We start from the raw sequence: 15,848 nt of genomic DNA on the forward strand, positions 1-15,848 counted from the left end.
AAAAACCTCTCCCGCGAACGGGAGAGGTCAAAGGATTCCGCTGCCACGCAGGTCAGAACCGCTGCTGGTACTTCATGTAGATGAAACGGCCGATATCGAAGTCACCGTAGTAGGGGAAATCACTGCTGCGCGCATCGGAGTTGGAGAACAACAGTGGCCCCCGATGGTTGAAGGCATTGTCCGCACCCAGCGAGACAGTGGCGTCCCAAGGCAGGTTCACGCGTGCCTGGATGTCGTGGAATGCATTGGCACCCACCCGGCGGGCGGCGCTCGGCTCACCATCGGCGTATCGGTTGGGATCGGTGCATGGCCGATTGGGAACACAGGTCTCCCGCATACCCGAGTAGTAGCGCGTGGTCCACGAAACACCAAACTCGTTCTTCTGCCAATCGACCCCCAGATTGGAACGCAGCCGGAAGATGCCAGGCTCGCCGACACGGCCGCTCATGATGTCGTTCCCATTCCTATCCTGTACCTGCTCGTCATACTTGCTGACGTAGGAAGACTGCCAGTCAATGCTGAACTGACCAATCGCGATTTCAGGAAGCCGGTACTTGACGCCGAGGTCATAGCCCTCCGTCTTCATGCGACCGAGATTGATAAGCCCATACGTCATGCCCGTGATGTGCCCATCAGCTGGATCGCGCCGAACGGTGGAGCAGCGCGAGGCGTTCCCGAGCACGTAGCAGTCACGGAGGATGCGATCGACGCTGTCGGAGATGATCATGTCCTTCAGCGAGTAGTCGTACCAGTCCAGCGAGATGTCCAGCCCCTGAACCCAGCGCGGACTCCAGACCAAACCGACGGTTTTGCTGCGGGAAGTTTCGGGGCGCAACTGGGCATTCGGCATGCGGATGAACTGATCCGGTGTCTGGCACGGATAGCTGGTGCAGGGTATCAGGCCCTGGCCCAACTGGACGTATCCCAGCGGAACGCCGGCCGTGTTGCATGCGGCATTGCCATTGACGCTGTTGGTGGCCTCCGTGCCACACGGGTCGGTATATCGCTCGAAGCTGGTGGAGAAACCGCCGTACAGATTGCTGATGCTCGGGGCGCGGAAACCTTCCGCGAAGGTGCCGCGAACCAGCAACTCATCCAGTGGACGCCAGGTGAAGCCATACTTGGCGTTGGTGGTATCGCCGAAATTGCTGTAGTCGGAGTAGCGCCCGGCGGCGTTGAACGTCAGTTCCTTGGCACCGGGAAGGTCTGCGAGAATCGGGACATTCAACTCCAGATAGACCTCATCCAGCTTGTAGGACCCTTCCGTGGTGGATCCACCCAGACCCGTGCTCTGACCCGACTGGGAGAACGCATCGGGTGCGAAGCGTCCTTCTTCCTTGCGATGTTCGACACCAAACGCCAAACCCACCTCACCGGCGGGCAGGTCGAACAGACCACCAGAGAGGTTGGCGGTATAGCTGGTGGTACGGGTCAGACCGGTATCGGTGTAGTACGGGAACAGGAAGCGTTGAAGTTCCGCGCTGGACAGTGAGCCCTGACCGTCCACGCCATTGGGGAGCAGTGGGTTCCACGGACGGCAAGCCGTCAGTGCGATGGGGTTGTCGGCAGTACCGCATTGCGCGACTCCATTGGCGTTGATGAAGGACGGACCAAGCGCCTGCCGGGTCGAGATCAGGCTCGCATCGCCATGCCCGGTCTTGGTCAGCGTGTTGCGGTTCCACAGCGCGCCTACGTCCCAGTTCCATTGGCGGCCACCCATCTCGAAGTTGCCATCCAGACTTCCGGCGAAACGATAGGTCTCCAACTCGCTCTTGGTCGTGCGTGGAACTTCCCAGAGGCGACGTCGGAAGGTGAGATCCTGGTTCGTGGGATTGAACACGCTGTCGCGGCTGAGGGGCGTCCCAAAGGCCGCGGACTGGTAGGGATAGCCGGCGATCTGCTGATCGGTGGTCCGATGGTTGTATAGGGCGTCCACGTTGAAGGTCACGCGGTCATTGATGTCGTAGTACGCGCTGGCGAACACCGAGCGACGCTCGATTCCCGTCTGCAGATACATCTGCTGGTTGGCGTTCGCGTTGTCCGAAGCAGTATGCAACCGATAGTCGGCGCGATTGGTTGGATCGCCACCGTCCTTGAGCGTCCACCACTTCGCGGCGGCCGCGGGCGAACAGGGATCACAGAAAGCGCCATTCTGGCTGATTGGACTCCAGCCATCACCCTTGTAGTTCGGACCCGCGTTGCCCCATTTGCTGAACCAGCGATCCGCAGCCGATACCGGCTTCTGTTGATGATACTCCACCGAGAGGGTGGCGCCGCTGCGTTCACCCTGGGTACCGAGGCTGAAGGAGTATTGGTCAGTGCGGCCGTCGCCAGCGCTGTTCTGGCCCCAATAGCCATTCACTTCCAGACCCTCGGTCTGCTTACGCGTGATGACGTTGACGACACCGGCGATGGCATCGGAACCATAAATGGCGGAGGCGCCATCCTTGAGTACATCGATGCGTTCAATGGCTGCCATGGGAATCTGGCTCAGATCCTGATATCCACCGGTGGTGGCACCCAGCCGCTTTCCATTGATCAGGATAAGCGTTCGCGTTGCACCGAGGTGGCGGATATCGATATAACTTCCGCCCACGTTCTCACCAGATGCGAGTGCCTTGGCCCTGGAGATGGCGGGTGAGCCCGCAGATGTCAGGTTCTGAAGCACGTCGGCGACGGAAGTGAAGCCCTGCTTCTCGATGTCCTGACGACTGAGCGTAATTACCGGTTGGCGTGTTTCCATCTGCGCGCCGCGGATGCGAGACCCCGTCACCTCCACCTTGTCCAGTGTTGAGACGTTTTCGGTTGCCTGTGCAAAGGCGGCCGGCGACAGTGCCAGCAGCACGGATGTCTGCAGGACGCCAAGCCGAAGGGCCGACGTGGACTTCTTGTGTTTCATTCGTATGCTCTCCTGGGAACGCTAAAAAAGGCTGGAAAAAACGCCTTCTTAACGTTACCGGCGGATTCCGCTGGCTGCCTTGCCGGACTCACGCAATGGGTTTGCGAAAATTGTCCTCGTGCGTGCTGCCATGTCGACGATAGTCCGTCGCCGAGACGCCGAAGCGGGCGCGGAACGCACGTGAGAAGCTGCAGTTGTTCTCGAAACCGGAAGCCTGGGCAATCTCGCCGATCGGCGCTTCCGTGCTGATGAGGAGTTCGGCGGCGTGGGCGAGGCGGATCCGCGACGCTGTCACCTGTGGCTGCTCTTCATAGACGAAGGTGTAGGTGCGCGAAAAATAGCTGTGCGAGAAATTGACCAGCTGCGCCAGCTCGCGCATCGGCACCCGACGGTTGCGGTGCCCATTGAGATACAGGCGCGCGCGCTGCAGGCGGACGAATACCTGGTGGCGATGGCTGCGGGTGCGCCCCGGGCAGCGTTGCGCGTAGCGCTGGAGATCCCCCTGGATTTCGGCCATGAAGGCCAGCAGGGGACGGGCATCGCCATATGCACCGGATCCCGCCGCGGTTCGCGGACAGGCGCGGCGCCACAGACGCAGGACGACCAGCCGTTCACGGCTTCCCAGGCGTCCCCGCCCGGGGTATACGCGTGTGTCGTCGGCGTTGCGGCGGGAAGACGAGCCTCCGCCTTCGAATGAGAGGCCCAGGCACAAGCCCGTGGACGTGGCCTGCACGACGGGACGGGATTCACGATCCAGAACGATCCACTGGCCTGGACGCAATCGGAATCTGCCCTCGGCGGACTCTATCCAGGATTCCCCCCGAATCTGCACCCACAGCGAGTACCGGCGTGCCTGCAAGCCCAGGTTGCCCTGGCGTGAAGCCGCCAGGCAATGCGGGCGGGAGGAGGTGTCGGAAACCTCGCCGTAGCGCAGTGTCCTGCCACGATCCGCCCACAGCATCGGTTGTTCGATCATGCATCTGCCCCTTTTCCGGCGCGTTGGCGCGCGTTGCGATGGCGCCCGGTGCTCCGGGCGATATCGGCAGAGTGGCGGTTGCGGTGGGCACCCGGAATCGGAAACGTCCGAGACTTCGCCCGCAATCACAAGGCCTGCAAAGCAGGCGGGCACACCAGCCCATTCCGTTGCGCAAGGTGGGGAAATTCCCCGGCGATGGAATGTCCTGGCCTGTTTGTACCGGGGAGCTTCGCAGGACATCCCCATTCCTTCTCTTTCCGCCGCACCTGAACGCGTCGGTTCCCCTGGCATCGCAAGATGCTTTTTTATTCCCGGGATTCAGCCTGGGCGATGGCGGTGATTCCGTCATCCGAATCCAGTGACGTCTCCAGCGCCCGCACCCGCGCGCGTACCCACTGCTCGCGCATGAGGGGATCGCGGGCGTCGGCGGCGAGTAGGTCGCCCGCATTCATGGGAGCGGCCAGCGCGAGCGCGCCCTCCATGCGATGGAGCAACTCGCGGCGTTCATCCACAGTCGAGGGTGACAGGGCATCCAATCGCGCCAGATCCTCCCGGCATACCGCGACCAGGTCATGGATCAGGTTTTCCATGCCGTCCGCGATGAACATCCTCGGGTTTCCGGATGCCGTCGATTCCGCGGTCGCGTGCGTCGCGGGTATCTCCCGTGAATTGGCGCCAGAGCGCCGCTGCAGATGGTGCTCCAGCTTTCTTGCCAGTTGCTCCAACTGGACCGGCTTGGCCAGGAAATCGTCCATGCCTGCATCCAGGCAACGTTGTACCTGTTCCGGGAGTGCGCTGGCCGAGAGCGCGATGATGGGAAGGTGCTGGCCGGGGACTTCCCCGGCGCGGATGGCGCGTGCCAGTGCGAATCCATCCAGGCCGGGCATGTGGCAATCGGTGAGCAGCAGGTCGATTCCACCCGCCGCCAGTGCTTGCAGCGCCTGTCTGCCGTCTTCGACGACGGTATGGGCATAGCCGAGCCGGTCCAGCTGACGGGCGATGAGGGCGCGGTTGACCGGATGATCCTCGGCGACCAGGAGCTGGCCTGTCCTGTCGGGTGGATGGAGCGTCGGACCCGGACGCTCGCCGGCGTCACCTGTCCCCAACGCTTCGCCGCACGCTTCCGCGATGGCGTGGTGAAACAGGGGATCGCCGGGCAGGGCGATGCAGGGTCGATCCGGATCGGCATCCATTGGTCCCTGCAGATCAACGCGGATGCAGGGTATCCCGGTGGAACAGTCGGACGGTGCGAGCGCGCAGGCGTCGATGACGAGAAGGTCGGCGTCGGCAGGCACAGGCCCGGTGTTGTCTTCGCTGCGCAGGACTTCGAAACCCAGGGCGGAGAGGGAATGGAACAGGCCTTCGGCTCGCCATGGGTCGCAGCTGCGCAGCCATGCACGCCGCCCCTGGAACGCCGGTGCCGGCTGCAACGGTTCGGCGATTGGCAGGCTCAATTCGAACACGGCCTCGGTGCCGATGTCCGGTTCGCTGGTCAAGCATAGATCGCCTGCCATCAGCGAGGCGATCCGGCGACTGATGGCCAGGCCCAGCCCGGTGCCGCCGGATTGGCGCGCTTCCCGGGTTTCCACCTGCGCGAACGGATGGAACAACTGGGAAAGATCCTCGCTGCCGATGCCGATGCCGGTATCGGCAATCGTGAAGCGGACGCGCTGGACGTCGTCGTGTGCGTCCACGACCGTAGTGGTCAGGGAAACGTGGCCGCTGTCGGTGAACTTGATGGCGTTGCTGACCAGGTTGCTCAGGACCTGCCGGATACGGGTTGCGTCGCCCTCCAACTGCGCCGCCAGGCGCTTGTCCTGGACGACGTGGAGGCGGAGGCGCTTTTCCTGCGCGCGCGCGGTGAACAGACCCGCAACGCTATCGACCAGGGCGCGCGGATCGAAGGGCCGACGGGTGATGGCCAGACGCCCGGCTTCTATCCGTGAATAGTCGAGGATGTCGTCTAGAATCTGCAGCATCGCCTGGGCCGAGTCGTCGGCCAGACGCAGCATGTGCGCCTGCTCGCGATTCATCGGCGTGCGCGCCAGCAATTCGATCAGTCCAAGGACCCCCGCCATCGGCGTGCGGATTTCGTGGCTCATGGAGGCCAGGAAGGCGGCCTTGGTGGCGGCGGCCGACTCGGCGCGCGCCTTGGCGTCGTGGAGCGCCTGCTCCTGCGCGTGCGCAGCATCGATATCGATCCAGTAGCCGCTCCATTCCAGGGTTCCGTCGGGCAATTGGCGCGGCTGGCCTGCTTCGGTCCGCAGCCAGTGCCAGTGATCGCCCGACCACAACCGGAGATCGAGGGAGGGCAGGGCCCGCAGCGTGTCCGCGGTTTCCTGCAGGGCGTGCCTCAGGCGCTGGCGGTCATCCGGATGCAGCCGGTCATAGAGCAGGCGTTCGTTGTCGACCAGTTGCTCCGCGGACAGCCCGAACAGGGATTGCACGTTGCCGGCGGCGTAGATGAAGCGTCGCTCGCCCTGCGGAGAGAGCCGGAACTGGAACACGGTCGCGGGAATGGCGTCGGTGATGTCGGACAGTCGCTGTTCCGAAGAACGCGCCCGCGCCTGTGCCGTCCGGATCTCGCTGACGTCGACCAGGGTGGCCAGCCGGCCGGCCGGGCCGTCGGTGTCGTAATGGAAGGGATGCGACCACAGGATCACGTTGCGCGGCGGAATGGCGGGATCATCGGATGGCAACCGCAGTTCGCCATGCGCGGGCTCCCTCCGGGGCGGCAGCGCGCTGTCGGCGGTCCGCATGCCGGCCAGATCAGCTTCCGGTCCCAGCCAAGCCTGATCGAGCCGGCGTCCCAGCAATGCCTCGCGCCTGCAGCCGAACATGGCCTCGTAGGCTTGGTTCACGGCGAGGTAGCGGTCATGCGCGTCCTTGACGAAGATCGGATAAGGGACGCTTTCCAGCAGGGCGCGCTGAAACGACAGCTGCGCTCCCAGTGCCCGCTCGGCGCGCACGCGGGCGCGTGAAAGGCGATGCAGGCGCGCATAGGCCAGGACGATCACGCCGATGATCGACAAGGCGGCGACCATGCCCCCCGCCACCCAACCCCACGGCACGCCATAGTGATACGTACTGGTCAACCAGCGGGCACGGATGGTCCGTTTCTGCGACGGCGCCATGTTGGCGAGTACGCGGTCGAACAGAGGCAACAACGACTGGGCCTCGCCACGCGCACCAAAGGCCAGCTCCTGATCGAGTCCCGCCGGACCCACCACGCGCAGCGACGCCGCATAGTGATTGCGGATCAGCGAGTCGATGGCGGGCAGAGTGCCGATATACGCATCGGCCTGCTGCTCGGCGACCATGGCCAGGCCGGCCTCATTGCTGCTGACCGGACGGAAGGTGGTTCTTCCCAGCTGGCTCCGCAACCGATCTATCAGGCCGGCTTCATCGCGGACCGCGACTACCCGGCCATCTAGATCGCGCGAGCCGGTGATCGCCGGGCCATGCGCGGAAATGACGATGACTTCCGGAAAATACTCGTAGGCCCGGCTGAAGGCGACCGCGTCATGATGGAAATCGTCGGGGGTTCCTGCCGCGACCAGATCGATCTCGCCGGCGCGGACCATCTGCTGCAGCTGATCCCAGTCACGCGCCGGCACATGTTGCAGCCGCAGGCCCAACTGCTCGCCCAGGTGCGCGAGATAGTCGGCGGCCAGACCATCGAATCGACCCTCGCCGTCCATGAAGCTGTAGGGATAGCGATCCACCTCGAAGCCCACCCGCAGCACCGGCAGCGCACGCAGGCGCCGGGCCTCCGCGTCGCTCAGCGCGGTACGGGCGGGCGAGCCGTCATCGAGCGCCTCGCCGAAGCCCCAGCGGAAACGGAGTCGCTCAAGCTCGGGTTCGTCAATGGTGGCGGCGGCCTTGTCGAGCAACGAGGCCAGCGGGCCGGCATCGGCCCGCACCGCGGGCGAGAACGCCAGGGCCGGCAGGCCCGCCGGGCCGTTCATGCCGAGGTCGTGGGTCCGGCGGCTCGCCAGCAACGCCCGGGTACGCGCCGCGGTGACGCCGATGTACGCATCGGCCTCGCCACGCGCCAGGCTGTCCAGGCATTGCAGGCCGGTGTCGCAATAGAGCAGCACCGCGTCCGGATAGCGCTGCCGCAGGCGCGCGATGGTGTCGTGGAAGCGCCGTTCGATGAGAATGCGAGCCCGATCCAGATCCCGCTGATCGCGCACGCGCGCATCGTCGCGCCGCGTGACCATGACCGGCGCGGCACTCAGGTAAGGACGCAGAAGACGGAAGTGTCCGTCGCTTCCGCGGGTGTCCGGGAGCGCAAGCACCAGGTCGAAGGGCGGTGGCTGCCTGGCCGAGCGTGAGGCGACGGCGTCCCAGTCGGTGAAGGGGTGGAATGCAATCTGCAGGCCTGATCGAGAGGCCAGCAGGCGAACGTAGTCGATGCCCAGTCCTTCCGGTTGGCCACCCATCCAGGCTTCCAGCGGCATGTGATCGCCCGCGAACACGCCTACCCGCAGGGTTGGATGGGCGCTGCGCCAGGCCGTTTCTTCCGGATCCAGGCGCAGGGCCGGATGCGCGGCCGCATTGGCGGCCACGATCAGCGACAACAGGAAGACGGCCGCCGCCGCCAGCCTGCCGGACAGGCGCGCGCGCAGGCGGGAGAAAACGGAACGGAACATGGAGAGGCGGACGCGCAAAAGCGATGCGTGTCAGCCTAGGTGCGGCCCACCGTCCTTCGAATCGGATTATTCCTAATGTCGGAAGAACGAGAAAACGTGCTTCATCTCGCGGACAGCGTGACCCTTCCCCGGGTGGCCACGCCGATGTTCTTCAGGACAGCATGCCTTTCTCGCGCGCGTAAGCGTAGATGTCGAAATCGTTCTTCAACCCCAGCTTGGCCATGGCCTCCTGCTTCTGCGTGCTGATGGTCTTGACGCTGCGGTTGAGTTGGCGCGCGATCTCGGTGACGGACTTGCCGGAAGCGAACAGCCGGATGACCTCGGTTTCGCGCGGCGAAAGCGGGACGGCCTGCGCGGACTTCCCGTTGCCAGCCTGGATCAGCAACCGATCGGTGGCCCGGCTGATATAGAGCTGACCACGCATGATCGTCGGCACGGCGACGGCCAGTTCGGTCATCGCGTCGGTCTTGTTGATCAGGCCACGGACGCCGGCATCAAGCATGGACTGGAGAACGGCCGGATTGGTGATCATGGTCAACACGATCACCGGCATATCGGGCAACCGCCGCTGGATCAGGCCAAGCAGGGACAGGCCATCGGCCTCGTCCTCGTTGGGCATGCTGAAGTCGGTGATCACCAGATCGCAGGGATGCTGGGCGAGCACCTCGATGAGCGCGCCGCTGGAACTGGCGACCGCGACGATTTCATGGCCAGCGCGTTCGAGCAGCTGACGGACAGCAGCAACGATGATCGGGTGATCATCGGCGAGCACGATCTTCAATGTCATGTGCCGTGGTCCCCCCGGACTAAGAGCTGAAAGCAATCACATTCTATATCGGCGTCTTGCCTTCCTGCGAAACCTATCGGATTCGAGGCCTAATGCCATCCGTTATTTTGTGACCAGGCTTGCGGAACGTGCGCTTTACGGCGGTATTCGATGTCGGACAGGGAAGCGACGGAATGCCGCAAACGCGCCTTTTCAGACGATTCCGATGTTCCGGGCCCTGTGACGGGAAGAACACTGCAAAATGGTAGATCCGGTAATGCCCGAGGGTTGCAGGACATCTTGCGGATGTCTGCAAGGAGGGCGCCGCGTTCTGTCGTTCCCATGATACAGACGGTAGCCCGAATCATGCTGACTGAAAACCAGGAAAGTCTTGAAGCCACGATCAACCGGTTGACGCAGACGCAGGACACGACTGCTTCTACGTCCCCCGAGTTTGTCCCCCAGTTGAGCGACGCCGAGTGGGCCAACATCGCGATCGGTCTCGGAGGGCGGCTTGGCGCCCGCGCGCGTGGCCACAAATCCAGTGCCCGCTGCTTCATCGAAGCCGTTCTGTGGATGGCGGGAAGCGATGACGCCTACTGGCGTTGCCTGCCCATCGAGTACGGGGCCAATCACAGTGTCTACGTGCGTTTCTCGCGCTGGGTCAAGGCGGGTCAATGGGATCCCGTGATCGCCAGCCTGCCGGAAGATGACGCGCGTCGGCATGACCTGTCCCGGCTGGTGGCAACGCACCGCGCCTCCCTGCAACGCAAGCAGCGCTACGCCAATCATCATCAGGTGGCTTGAGCCGATCGTCCGGTGCCGGTCCGTCACCAGGGGTTCCGTGACGGACCGGTGTTTTCCCGCTTTGGGGCCGGCCAGGTGTTTTCCGTGCCGGGTTCGACGTGGACGGTGATGGGACATCCTTCACCGTCCGTCCGTGGACCTCATTGCTGCTCGCGGAAGTAGGCGACCACTTCGCCCTTGACCTTGAGGGTCATCGGATTGCCACGGCGGTCCTTGGACTTGCCTACCGGCACCCGGATCCAGCCTTCGCTGACGCAGTATTCCTCGACGTTGTCACGCTCGACGCCATTGAAGCGGATGCCCACGCCGCGTTCCATGATTTCTGCGTCGTGGAACGGACTGCGTGGGTCGGAAGCCAGACGGTCGGGAGGGGTCTCGTTGCTCATGGTGATGGTTTCACGTGTTGCGGAAGGCGCCTAGGATAAACGCCGGGCTTCCAGCCCCCAAGCGCCGGCGCGGTTCAGCTCTTCCGTCGCCGGCGGGGACACGGCAGGATCCCCGCCGACATCAATCTGGTGACCCCCCATGACCTTCCCCGATGAAGACGACTTCGACGCCGACGCGGCGTTTTCGATGCCCGACGGCGACGACGAAGAGGATATCGATACCGGCGATCAGGAAGCCCTGATCTGGAACCTTCTGGTGCTGATCAACCCCGGGGACGAGGAAACCGCGCTGCGCCAGTTCGCCAGCTGGCGTGACGGGATGGCCGAGGCCCGGGGCGGCGAGGCTGAAGCGCTATGGATGTTGAAGGATGCCATCGACTGGTCGTCGGGCTTCCATGTGGACTGGAAGGATACGGAATCCCTGATCGACAGCGTGAACCAGCTGGCCGCGCGCTGGAACATCGATATCGACTGGGGCGGCGATCCCGGAGACGAGGACTTCCTGGACGCCGCCGATGTGCCGGGCCTGATGGCGGTGGCCTACGACCGCCTGCGCGAGCATGGCTATACGCTCTGGAACTGGAACACCGACAGCGATGCCCATGCGGGCTGGATCGCGCTCAGCCGCGACGACGAGGGCATGCAGCAATTGTGCGCCGCGCTGGGCATCGAGTTGCGGCCCGGCAGCGACGCCTTCTGAAGGCGGGCGGAGGCGGGGCGTTCGCGGTCCGCCCTCAGCGTCGGGATCCGGTTTCATCTCCCAGCGCCATGCCGGTGCCCAGACCCATTCCCGCGCCGGCACCGCCAGCGCCGACGTTGCCGCTCCTGCCGCCTCCCTGGCGTGGTTCGTCCCGATTCCCGTCGTTCTTGCCGGATGATTTGCCGCCACCACCGCCGGGCCGCACCGGGCCCTGCGGGGGAATGGACAGCCCGGACGGTATCGCATCCAGATCCAGGGCGCGACGGATGAAATCGCGCAGCGACATCACCAGTTCATGGGTGTGTATCGGCCGGCCTTCCACCATCTCGGTGGCGGCGCGGGCGGCCAGTCGCACCTGTTCGTCCGTGCCCAGCAGGATGATGTCGGACAGGGCGGCTTCCACCGCATCGCGAATCCTGCGCGAACGATCGGAACCCGTGATGGCGCCCTCATCGTCGGCCTCGCTCCGGGTCTGACGCGTCTTCAGATCGCGCAGATGGGTCGGGTCCACGGCCAGATGGCCGGTGAAGGAACCGCCCAGGGTCTTGTAGGCGGCGATGAGCGTGCGCAGTCGCTCGTTGATCTGCCGGTTCTCGCGTTCGCGCCGTTGCTGGATGGTCTGCATCACCAGCAGTCGGATGCCGACGCCGATCAGGGTGATCACCGCCAGACCGAGCAGCGTCGACAGCAGTGTCTGCCAGGAACTGAAATCCAGACCACGCATGCGATGACCTCCGGTACCCGCGATGATTGCGGGGCAGAGCGTCACGATAGCAGGCAGGACGCGTGGCTCCGGGGATCAGCTTGTCGCCAGCTTTCCCGCCGCCACCGCGATCAACCCCCCGGACACACCTTCGATCCAGCGGCGCCCGCGTTCGTCGAGCGCATTGCGCCAGCCGCCGGATGCCATGGCCAGGCAGAGCAGCGAGTAGAACGCCGCGCACAGGCCGATGAAGGTGGCCGACAACGTGATGGCCTGGAATGCCGCCGGACCGTCGTGCGATATGAACTGCGGGAGGATCGCAAAGTAGATCATCATGCCTTTCGGATTGAGAACCGCGGTCAGGAAACCGCGCCGGAACCCGGCACGGTGCCCGTCCCCGTGGACCTGCAGGCCACCCGGTCTCATCGCGGATCGCAGCAGGCGCAAGGCCAGCCAGGCGAGATAGGCCACGCCTGCCCAGCGCAGGATCGTGAACAGCGGCGGCGACGCCGCGATCAGGGCCGCCAGCCCGAGTGCCGCCAGCATCGAATGAACCAGATAGCCGGCGCAGACTCCGGCCGTGGCACGCAATCCGGCACCGGCGCCATCCCCCAGCGTCTGGGCGGCGATGAACAGCATGTCCGGACCGGGCGTGGCAATCAGGGGCAGCACGGTGGCCGAGAAGAGCAGCAGGGTGGGAATGTCCATGGCGATCATGCTAGAGATCCTTTCTCGCCACTGGGTTGCGAATATTCCAGTGATTTCGTCAAAATTGGCATTTCATGCCAATAAATCCGTAAAACAGGAGGTTCCATGCCTGCCAAGCTGGACGAGCTGGACCGCCGCATCCTGCGGGCGCTACAGCGCGATGGGCGCATGCAGAACACCGAACTGGCGCAGACCGTGGGGCTGTCGCCATCGCCCTGCCTGCGCCGGGTGAGGCTGCTGGAGGAAGCCGGCGTCATAGAGCGCTACGTCGCCGTGGTGAATCCGCCAGCGGTCGGTTATCCGCAGACGCTGTTCACGCGTGTCTGGCTCACCGCGCAGGATGCCGACACCATCGATCGGTTCATCGCCGCGATGGAACGCCTGCCGCAGGTGATGGAGTGCTACATCATGCTGGGCGAATGCGACGCCATGCTGCGGGTAGTGGTGGAGGATCTGGATGACTACCGCCGTTTCCAGACCCGCCACCTCACCCGCGCCAACGGCATCCAGAACGTCAAGACGGATCTGCCCAGCCAGGTGGTGAAGCGCAGCTGCGCCCTGCCCATCTGAAGGCGGGCGCCTATCTGCTTTGGTCCGCCAGCCGCGCGAGATCGATCGCGTCCGCCATCGCCTGATAGCCGGCGTCGTTGGGGTGCAGGTGATCGCCGCTGTCGTAGGCGGGCAGCAGGTGGGACGGCCGTGCGGGATCGCGCATCACCCGATCGAAATCCACCACCACGTCAAATGCCCCCGATTCGCGGATCCACGCATTCACCGCCTCCCGCTTGGCCAGCGCGGCCGCCGTGGGTGGGGCTGGAAAGGTCGTGCCGCCACGTGGCAGCAGGGTCGCGCCCCAGACCTGGATGCCCTGGGCGCGGGCGCGGGTGATGAGCATCCGCATGCCTTCGATGATCTGCGCCGCGCTGACTTTCTGATCCGCGGCCTCGAGCAGATCCGAGGCCGAGATGTCGTTGCCTCCCTGCAGCAGCAACACCCAGCGCACGCCCGGTTTGTCCAGAACATCGCGCGTCAACCGCGATAGCGAACTCGGGCCGCGATAGGGCGCCGCGCCGTCGTTGAGGATGCGATTGCCGGCGATGCCGGCGTTCACGACGGCGATGGAGGCCAGCGACGGCGCGCCCTGCAACCGTTCCGCCAGCCGATCCGGCCAGCGCGCGTTGGCATTTTCGCTGGAACCAACCCCGTCGGTGATGGAATCGCCGAGCACGACGAAACTGCGTGCGTCCTTCGTCGCGGCGACTTCCAGATCGGTGAGCAGGTAGCGGGTGTCGTCCGCTTCGCCCTCCGGTTCGAACCGCGCCTGCGAAGTCACATCGCCATGAGCGAGATAGACGGTCTGATTGCCGACCTGGTGCACCGTCGGCGCGGAGGCGCCGTTCGGCAGATGCAGGCTGACGACCAGGCTTTCCAATGCCGCCACCGGCAGTTCCACCGCGTCGCTCAGGACCGAGCCGCCCGGCGGCAGGACCGCCTGCGACATGCCATTGAAGGTCATCGCCTGATCGGTGCCGGGTTGGATGGCCGGACCTTCCGCGTACCGCGCCATCCGGACCGGTCCGACGGTGAGCGGTTCGCCGCCGAACAGGTTGGACAGGCGTATCCGCACGGCCGTCCCGCCGAGGCTGGTGCGGATGACCTGGCGGATGGTTCGGGGCGGCAGCATCGGACCGGCGGCGACCGGAGCCGCGCCCCAACTGGCCACCCAGTGATGATCGCCGTCGGGCGTCGCGGTCCCTGCCTGGACCGCGGTGAAAGGTGTCAGCGAGAGCAACGCGCAGGCCAGGCCGAGCGCCACGGATTTCAATGCAGCCGTCATGCAGGATTTCCCCGAAGAATGTGGAGGGTGCGAATGGTCCTGTGTCCCGGGACCGGCGCGCGGTACGATGCCGTGCCCGGCCGCCGGAAGTCCTGATGGCGGGCCTGAAATACGCTGAAAAGTTCTGAAACCATTGGACGGACGCTTGGACAAGACCGCGCGAACCACGCTGCGCATCGGTGACTGGGAAGTGGACACCGTGTCCGGCCTGGCGACGCGTGGAGAAGAACGCATCCAGCTGGAACACCGCGCGCTGGCGCTGTTGCTGTGCCTGGCCGGGCAACCCGGCGAGGTGATCGGCATCGACGCGCTGCTGGCGCGGGGCTGGCCGGACGTCATCGTCAGTCCCGATTCGGTGTACCAGGCCATCACCTCGTTGCGGCGCCAGTTGGGGGACGATTCCCGCCAGCCGCGCTACATCGCCACCGTGCCGCGATTGGGCTACCGCCTGATCGCCAAAGTCGCGGTCGTCTCCGGCGTGGGGGAACCGGCTGACGCCGGCGAGGCGCCGGTCCTGACGGAGCGAGCCGCTGCCTCCACGCCGGACGCCGATCCCAAGCCTCGCCCACGCGCTTTCCCGTCGAGGCCTGCCGGGCTGCTGGTCATCGTGCTGCTGGGGGTCTCCGGCGTGGCGGCCTATCAGCTGGGAGGCCGCGCGGACGTGGACGCACCGGCGCCGTCGGCGCCTTCACGGTTGCAGACCCTGGCCGTGTTGCCGTTCCTGGATCTGACCGACGCGATGAACGAGGAACCATTCGCCGATGGCATGACCGAGGAGTTGATCGTCCGTCTGAGCAAGGTGCCGGGACTGCGGGTTTCCGCGCCCACCGCGGCCTTCCAGTTCAAGGACAAACAGGTGCCGGTGCCCGAGATCGCGCGTTCGCTCGGGGTTTCCTACCTGCTGGACGGCAGCGTGCGCAAGTCGGAGCGCACCTTGCGGGTATCGGTGCGGCTGCTGCGTGCCGATGATGGTTTCGTGGTGTGGTCGGACACCTACGATCGCCCGCACGAGGACAAGCTGGCGATGCAGGACGAAATCGCAGGCGAGGTGACTTCGGTGCTGGCGCGGTTGGCGCCGCCATCGACGGAACCACGGGGGCACTGAGGACAGTTCCCACGCATGTCAGTCGCCGCCGCGGCCCTGCTCCTTGGCGCGCGCGATCACGGCTTTCACCAGCACACGATCCCGGTGCCGGGAGATCGGAATCGCACCCAATCGGATGGCATCCTCGCGCAGATCCACCGTGACATCGTAGTGGGCGCCGCTGGTCTTGTTCTGGAATGCGCGGCGCGGGATTCCCAGCCGTTGCGCCATCGCGTGCAGTTCTTCCAGCGTATCGGCCATCAGGTGCGCCCAACGCTGGCCGCGCCAGGGATGCACCGCGTCGTCCACGTAGACGCTCACCGGCGG

13 protein-coding genes are annotated in these 15,848 nt (G+C 65.0%); 4 read left to right on the forward strand and 9 right to left on the reverse strand.

Annotated elements, in window-relative coordinates; all coding sequences use genetic code 11:
- Positions 1 to 52: 52 nt before the first annotated feature.
- From AC3DEZ_RS03190 to AC3DEZ_RS03205, 4 genes are all read right to left on the reverse strand, one after another.
- On the reverse strand, positions 53 to 2,899 hold the full coding sequence (locus AC3DEZ_RS03190; protein ID WP_488386909.1) for a TonB-dependent receptor plug domain-containing protein: 2,847 nt from the start codon (positions 2,897 to 2,899) through the stop codon (positions 53 to 55).
- A gap of 88 nt (positions 2,900 to 2,987) precedes the next feature.
- Entirely contained in the window at positions 2,988 to 3,875 is an 888-nt protein-coding gene (locus AC3DEZ_RS03195; RefSeq protein ID WP_488386910.1) for a helix-turn-helix domain-containing protein, read from the reverse strand.
- A gap of 305 nt (positions 3,876 to 4,180) precedes the next feature.
- Entirely contained in the window at positions 4,181 to 8,530 is a 4,350-nt protein-coding gene (locus AC3DEZ_RS03200) for an ATP-binding protein (RefSeq protein WP_488386911.1), read from the reverse strand.
- A 151-nt stretch (positions 8,531 to 8,681) separates the two neighbouring features.
- Positions 8,682 to 9,317, reverse strand: a complete 636-nt coding sequence (locus AC3DEZ_RS03205; protein WP_488386912.1) for a response regulator — start codon at positions 9,315 to 9,317, stop codon at positions 8,682 to 8,684.
- Positions 9,318 to 9,662: 345 nt separating this feature from the next.
- Between AC3DEZ_RS03205 and AC3DEZ_RS03210 the strand changes: the two genes are divergently transcribed.
- Complete coding sequence (locus AC3DEZ_RS03210) at positions 9,663 to 10,103, forward strand: transposase (protein WP_488386913.1); 441 nt, start codon at positions 9,663 to 9,665, stop codon at positions 10,101 to 10,103.
- Positions 10,104 to 10,243: 140 nt separating this feature from the next.
- On the opposite strand, the gene AC3DEZ_RS03215 is transcribed toward AC3DEZ_RS03210, so the two are convergent.
- A complete protein-coding gene (locus tag AC3DEZ_RS03215; RefSeq protein ID WP_488386914.1) occupies positions 10,244 to 10,489 on the reverse strand; it encodes a DUF3297 family protein in 246 nt (81 codons plus the stop codon).
- A 139-nt stretch (positions 10,490 to 10,628) separates the two neighbouring features.
- Between AC3DEZ_RS03215 and AC3DEZ_RS03220 the strand changes: the two genes are divergently transcribed.
- Entirely contained in the window at positions 10,629 to 11,189 is a 561-nt protein-coding gene (locus AC3DEZ_RS03220) for a DUF6630 family protein (protein WP_488386915.1), read from the forward strand.
- 34 nt (positions 11,190 to 11,223) lie between these two features.
- Here the strand turns inward: AC3DEZ_RS03220 and AC3DEZ_RS03225 are convergent, their stop codons facing one another.
- Complete coding sequence (locus AC3DEZ_RS03225) at positions 11,224 to 11,913, reverse strand: hypothetical protein (RefSeq protein WP_488386916.1); 690 nt, start codon at positions 11,911 to 11,913, stop codon at positions 11,224 to 11,226.
- 75 nt (positions 11,914 to 11,988) lie between these two features.
- Complete coding sequence (locus AC3DEZ_RS03230) at positions 11,989 to 12,609, reverse strand: LysE family translocator (protein WP_488386917.1); 621 nt, start codon at positions 12,607 to 12,609, stop codon at positions 11,989 to 11,991.
- Positions 12,610 to 12,705: 96 nt separating this feature from the next.
- On the opposite strand from AC3DEZ_RS03230, the gene AC3DEZ_RS03235 reads away from it, so the two are divergent.
- Complete coding sequence (locus AC3DEZ_RS03235) at positions 12,706 to 13,170, forward strand: Lrp/AsnC family transcriptional regulator (RefSeq protein WP_488386918.1); 465 nt, start codon at positions 12,706 to 12,708, stop codon at positions 13,168 to 13,170.
- A gap of 10 nt (positions 13,171 to 13,180) precedes the next feature.
- On the opposite strand, the gene AC3DEZ_RS03240 is transcribed toward AC3DEZ_RS03235, so the two are convergent.
- Complete coding sequence (locus AC3DEZ_RS03240) at positions 13,181 to 14,437, reverse strand: SGNH/GDSL hydrolase family protein (protein WP_488386919.1); 1,257 nt, start codon at positions 14,435 to 14,437, stop codon at positions 13,181 to 13,183.
- Between the two features lie 145 nt (positions 14,438 to 14,582).
- Between AC3DEZ_RS03240 and AC3DEZ_RS03245 the strand changes: the two genes are divergently transcribed.
- Positions 14,583 to 15,542, forward strand: a complete 960-nt coding sequence (locus AC3DEZ_RS03245; protein WP_488386920.1) for a winged helix-turn-helix domain-containing protein — start codon at positions 14,583 to 14,585, stop codon at positions 15,540 to 15,542.
- Between the two features lie 18 nt (positions 15,543 to 15,560).
- Here AC3DEZ_RS03245 and AC3DEZ_RS03250 read toward each other — a convergent pair whose 3' ends face one another.
- Entirely contained in the window at positions 15,561 to 15,842 is a 282-nt protein-coding gene (locus tag AC3DEZ_RS03250) for a DUF4031 domain-containing protein (RefSeq protein ID WP_447104373.1), read from the reverse strand.
- Positions 15,843 to 15,848 lie beyond the last annotated feature (6 nt).

The sequence above is a fragment of the Pseudoxanthomonas sp. 134C1 genome (assembly GCF_057773065.1).

What these genes read in the sequence shown, in the direction of transcription:
- AC3DEZ_RS03190 (WP_488386909.1), bottom strand. Translation starts at nt 2,899, where the DNA reads ATGAAACACAAGAAGTCCACGTCGGCCCTTCGGCTTGGCGTCCTGCAG.
- AC3DEZ_RS03195 (WP_488386910.1), bottom strand. Translation starts at nt 3,875, where the DNA reads ATGATCGAACAACCGATGCTGTGGGCGGATCGTGGCAGGACACTGCGC.
- AC3DEZ_RS03200 (WP_488386911.1), bottom strand. Translation starts at nt 8,530, where the DNA reads ATGTTCCGTTCCGTTTTCTCCCGCCTGCGCGCGCGCCTGTCCGGCAGG.
- AC3DEZ_RS03205 (WP_488386912.1), bottom strand. Translation starts at nt 9,317, where the DNA reads ATGACATTGAAGATCGTGCTCGCCGATGATCACCCGATCATCGTTGCT.
- AC3DEZ_RS03210 (WP_488386913.1), top strand. Translation starts at nt 9,663, where the DNA reads ATGCTGACTGAAAACCAGGAAAGTCTTGAAGCCACGATCAACCGGTTG.
- AC3DEZ_RS03215 (WP_488386914.1), bottom strand. Translation starts at nt 10,489, where the DNA reads ATGAGCAACGAGACCCCTCCCGACCGTCTGGCTTCCGACCCACGCAGT.
- AC3DEZ_RS03220 (WP_488386915.1), top strand. Translation starts at nt 10,629, where the DNA reads ATGACCTTCCCCGATGAAGACGACTTCGACGCCGACGCGGCGTTTTCG.
- AC3DEZ_RS03225 (WP_488386916.1), bottom strand. Translation starts at nt 11,913, where the DNA reads ATGCGTGGTCTGGATTTCAGTTCCTGGCAGACACTGCTGTCGACGCTG.
- AC3DEZ_RS03230 (WP_488386917.1), bottom strand. Translation starts at nt 12,609, where the DNA reads ATGATCGCCATGGACATTCCCACCCTGCTGCTCTTCTCGGCCACCGTG.
- AC3DEZ_RS03235 (WP_488386918.1), top strand. Translation starts at nt 12,706, where the DNA reads ATGCCTGCCAAGCTGGACGAGCTGGACCGCCGCATCCTGCGGGCGCTA.
- AC3DEZ_RS03240 (WP_488386919.1), bottom strand. Translation starts at nt 14,437, where the DNA reads ATGACGGCTGCATTGAAATCCGTGGCGCTCGGCCTGGCCTGCGCGTTG.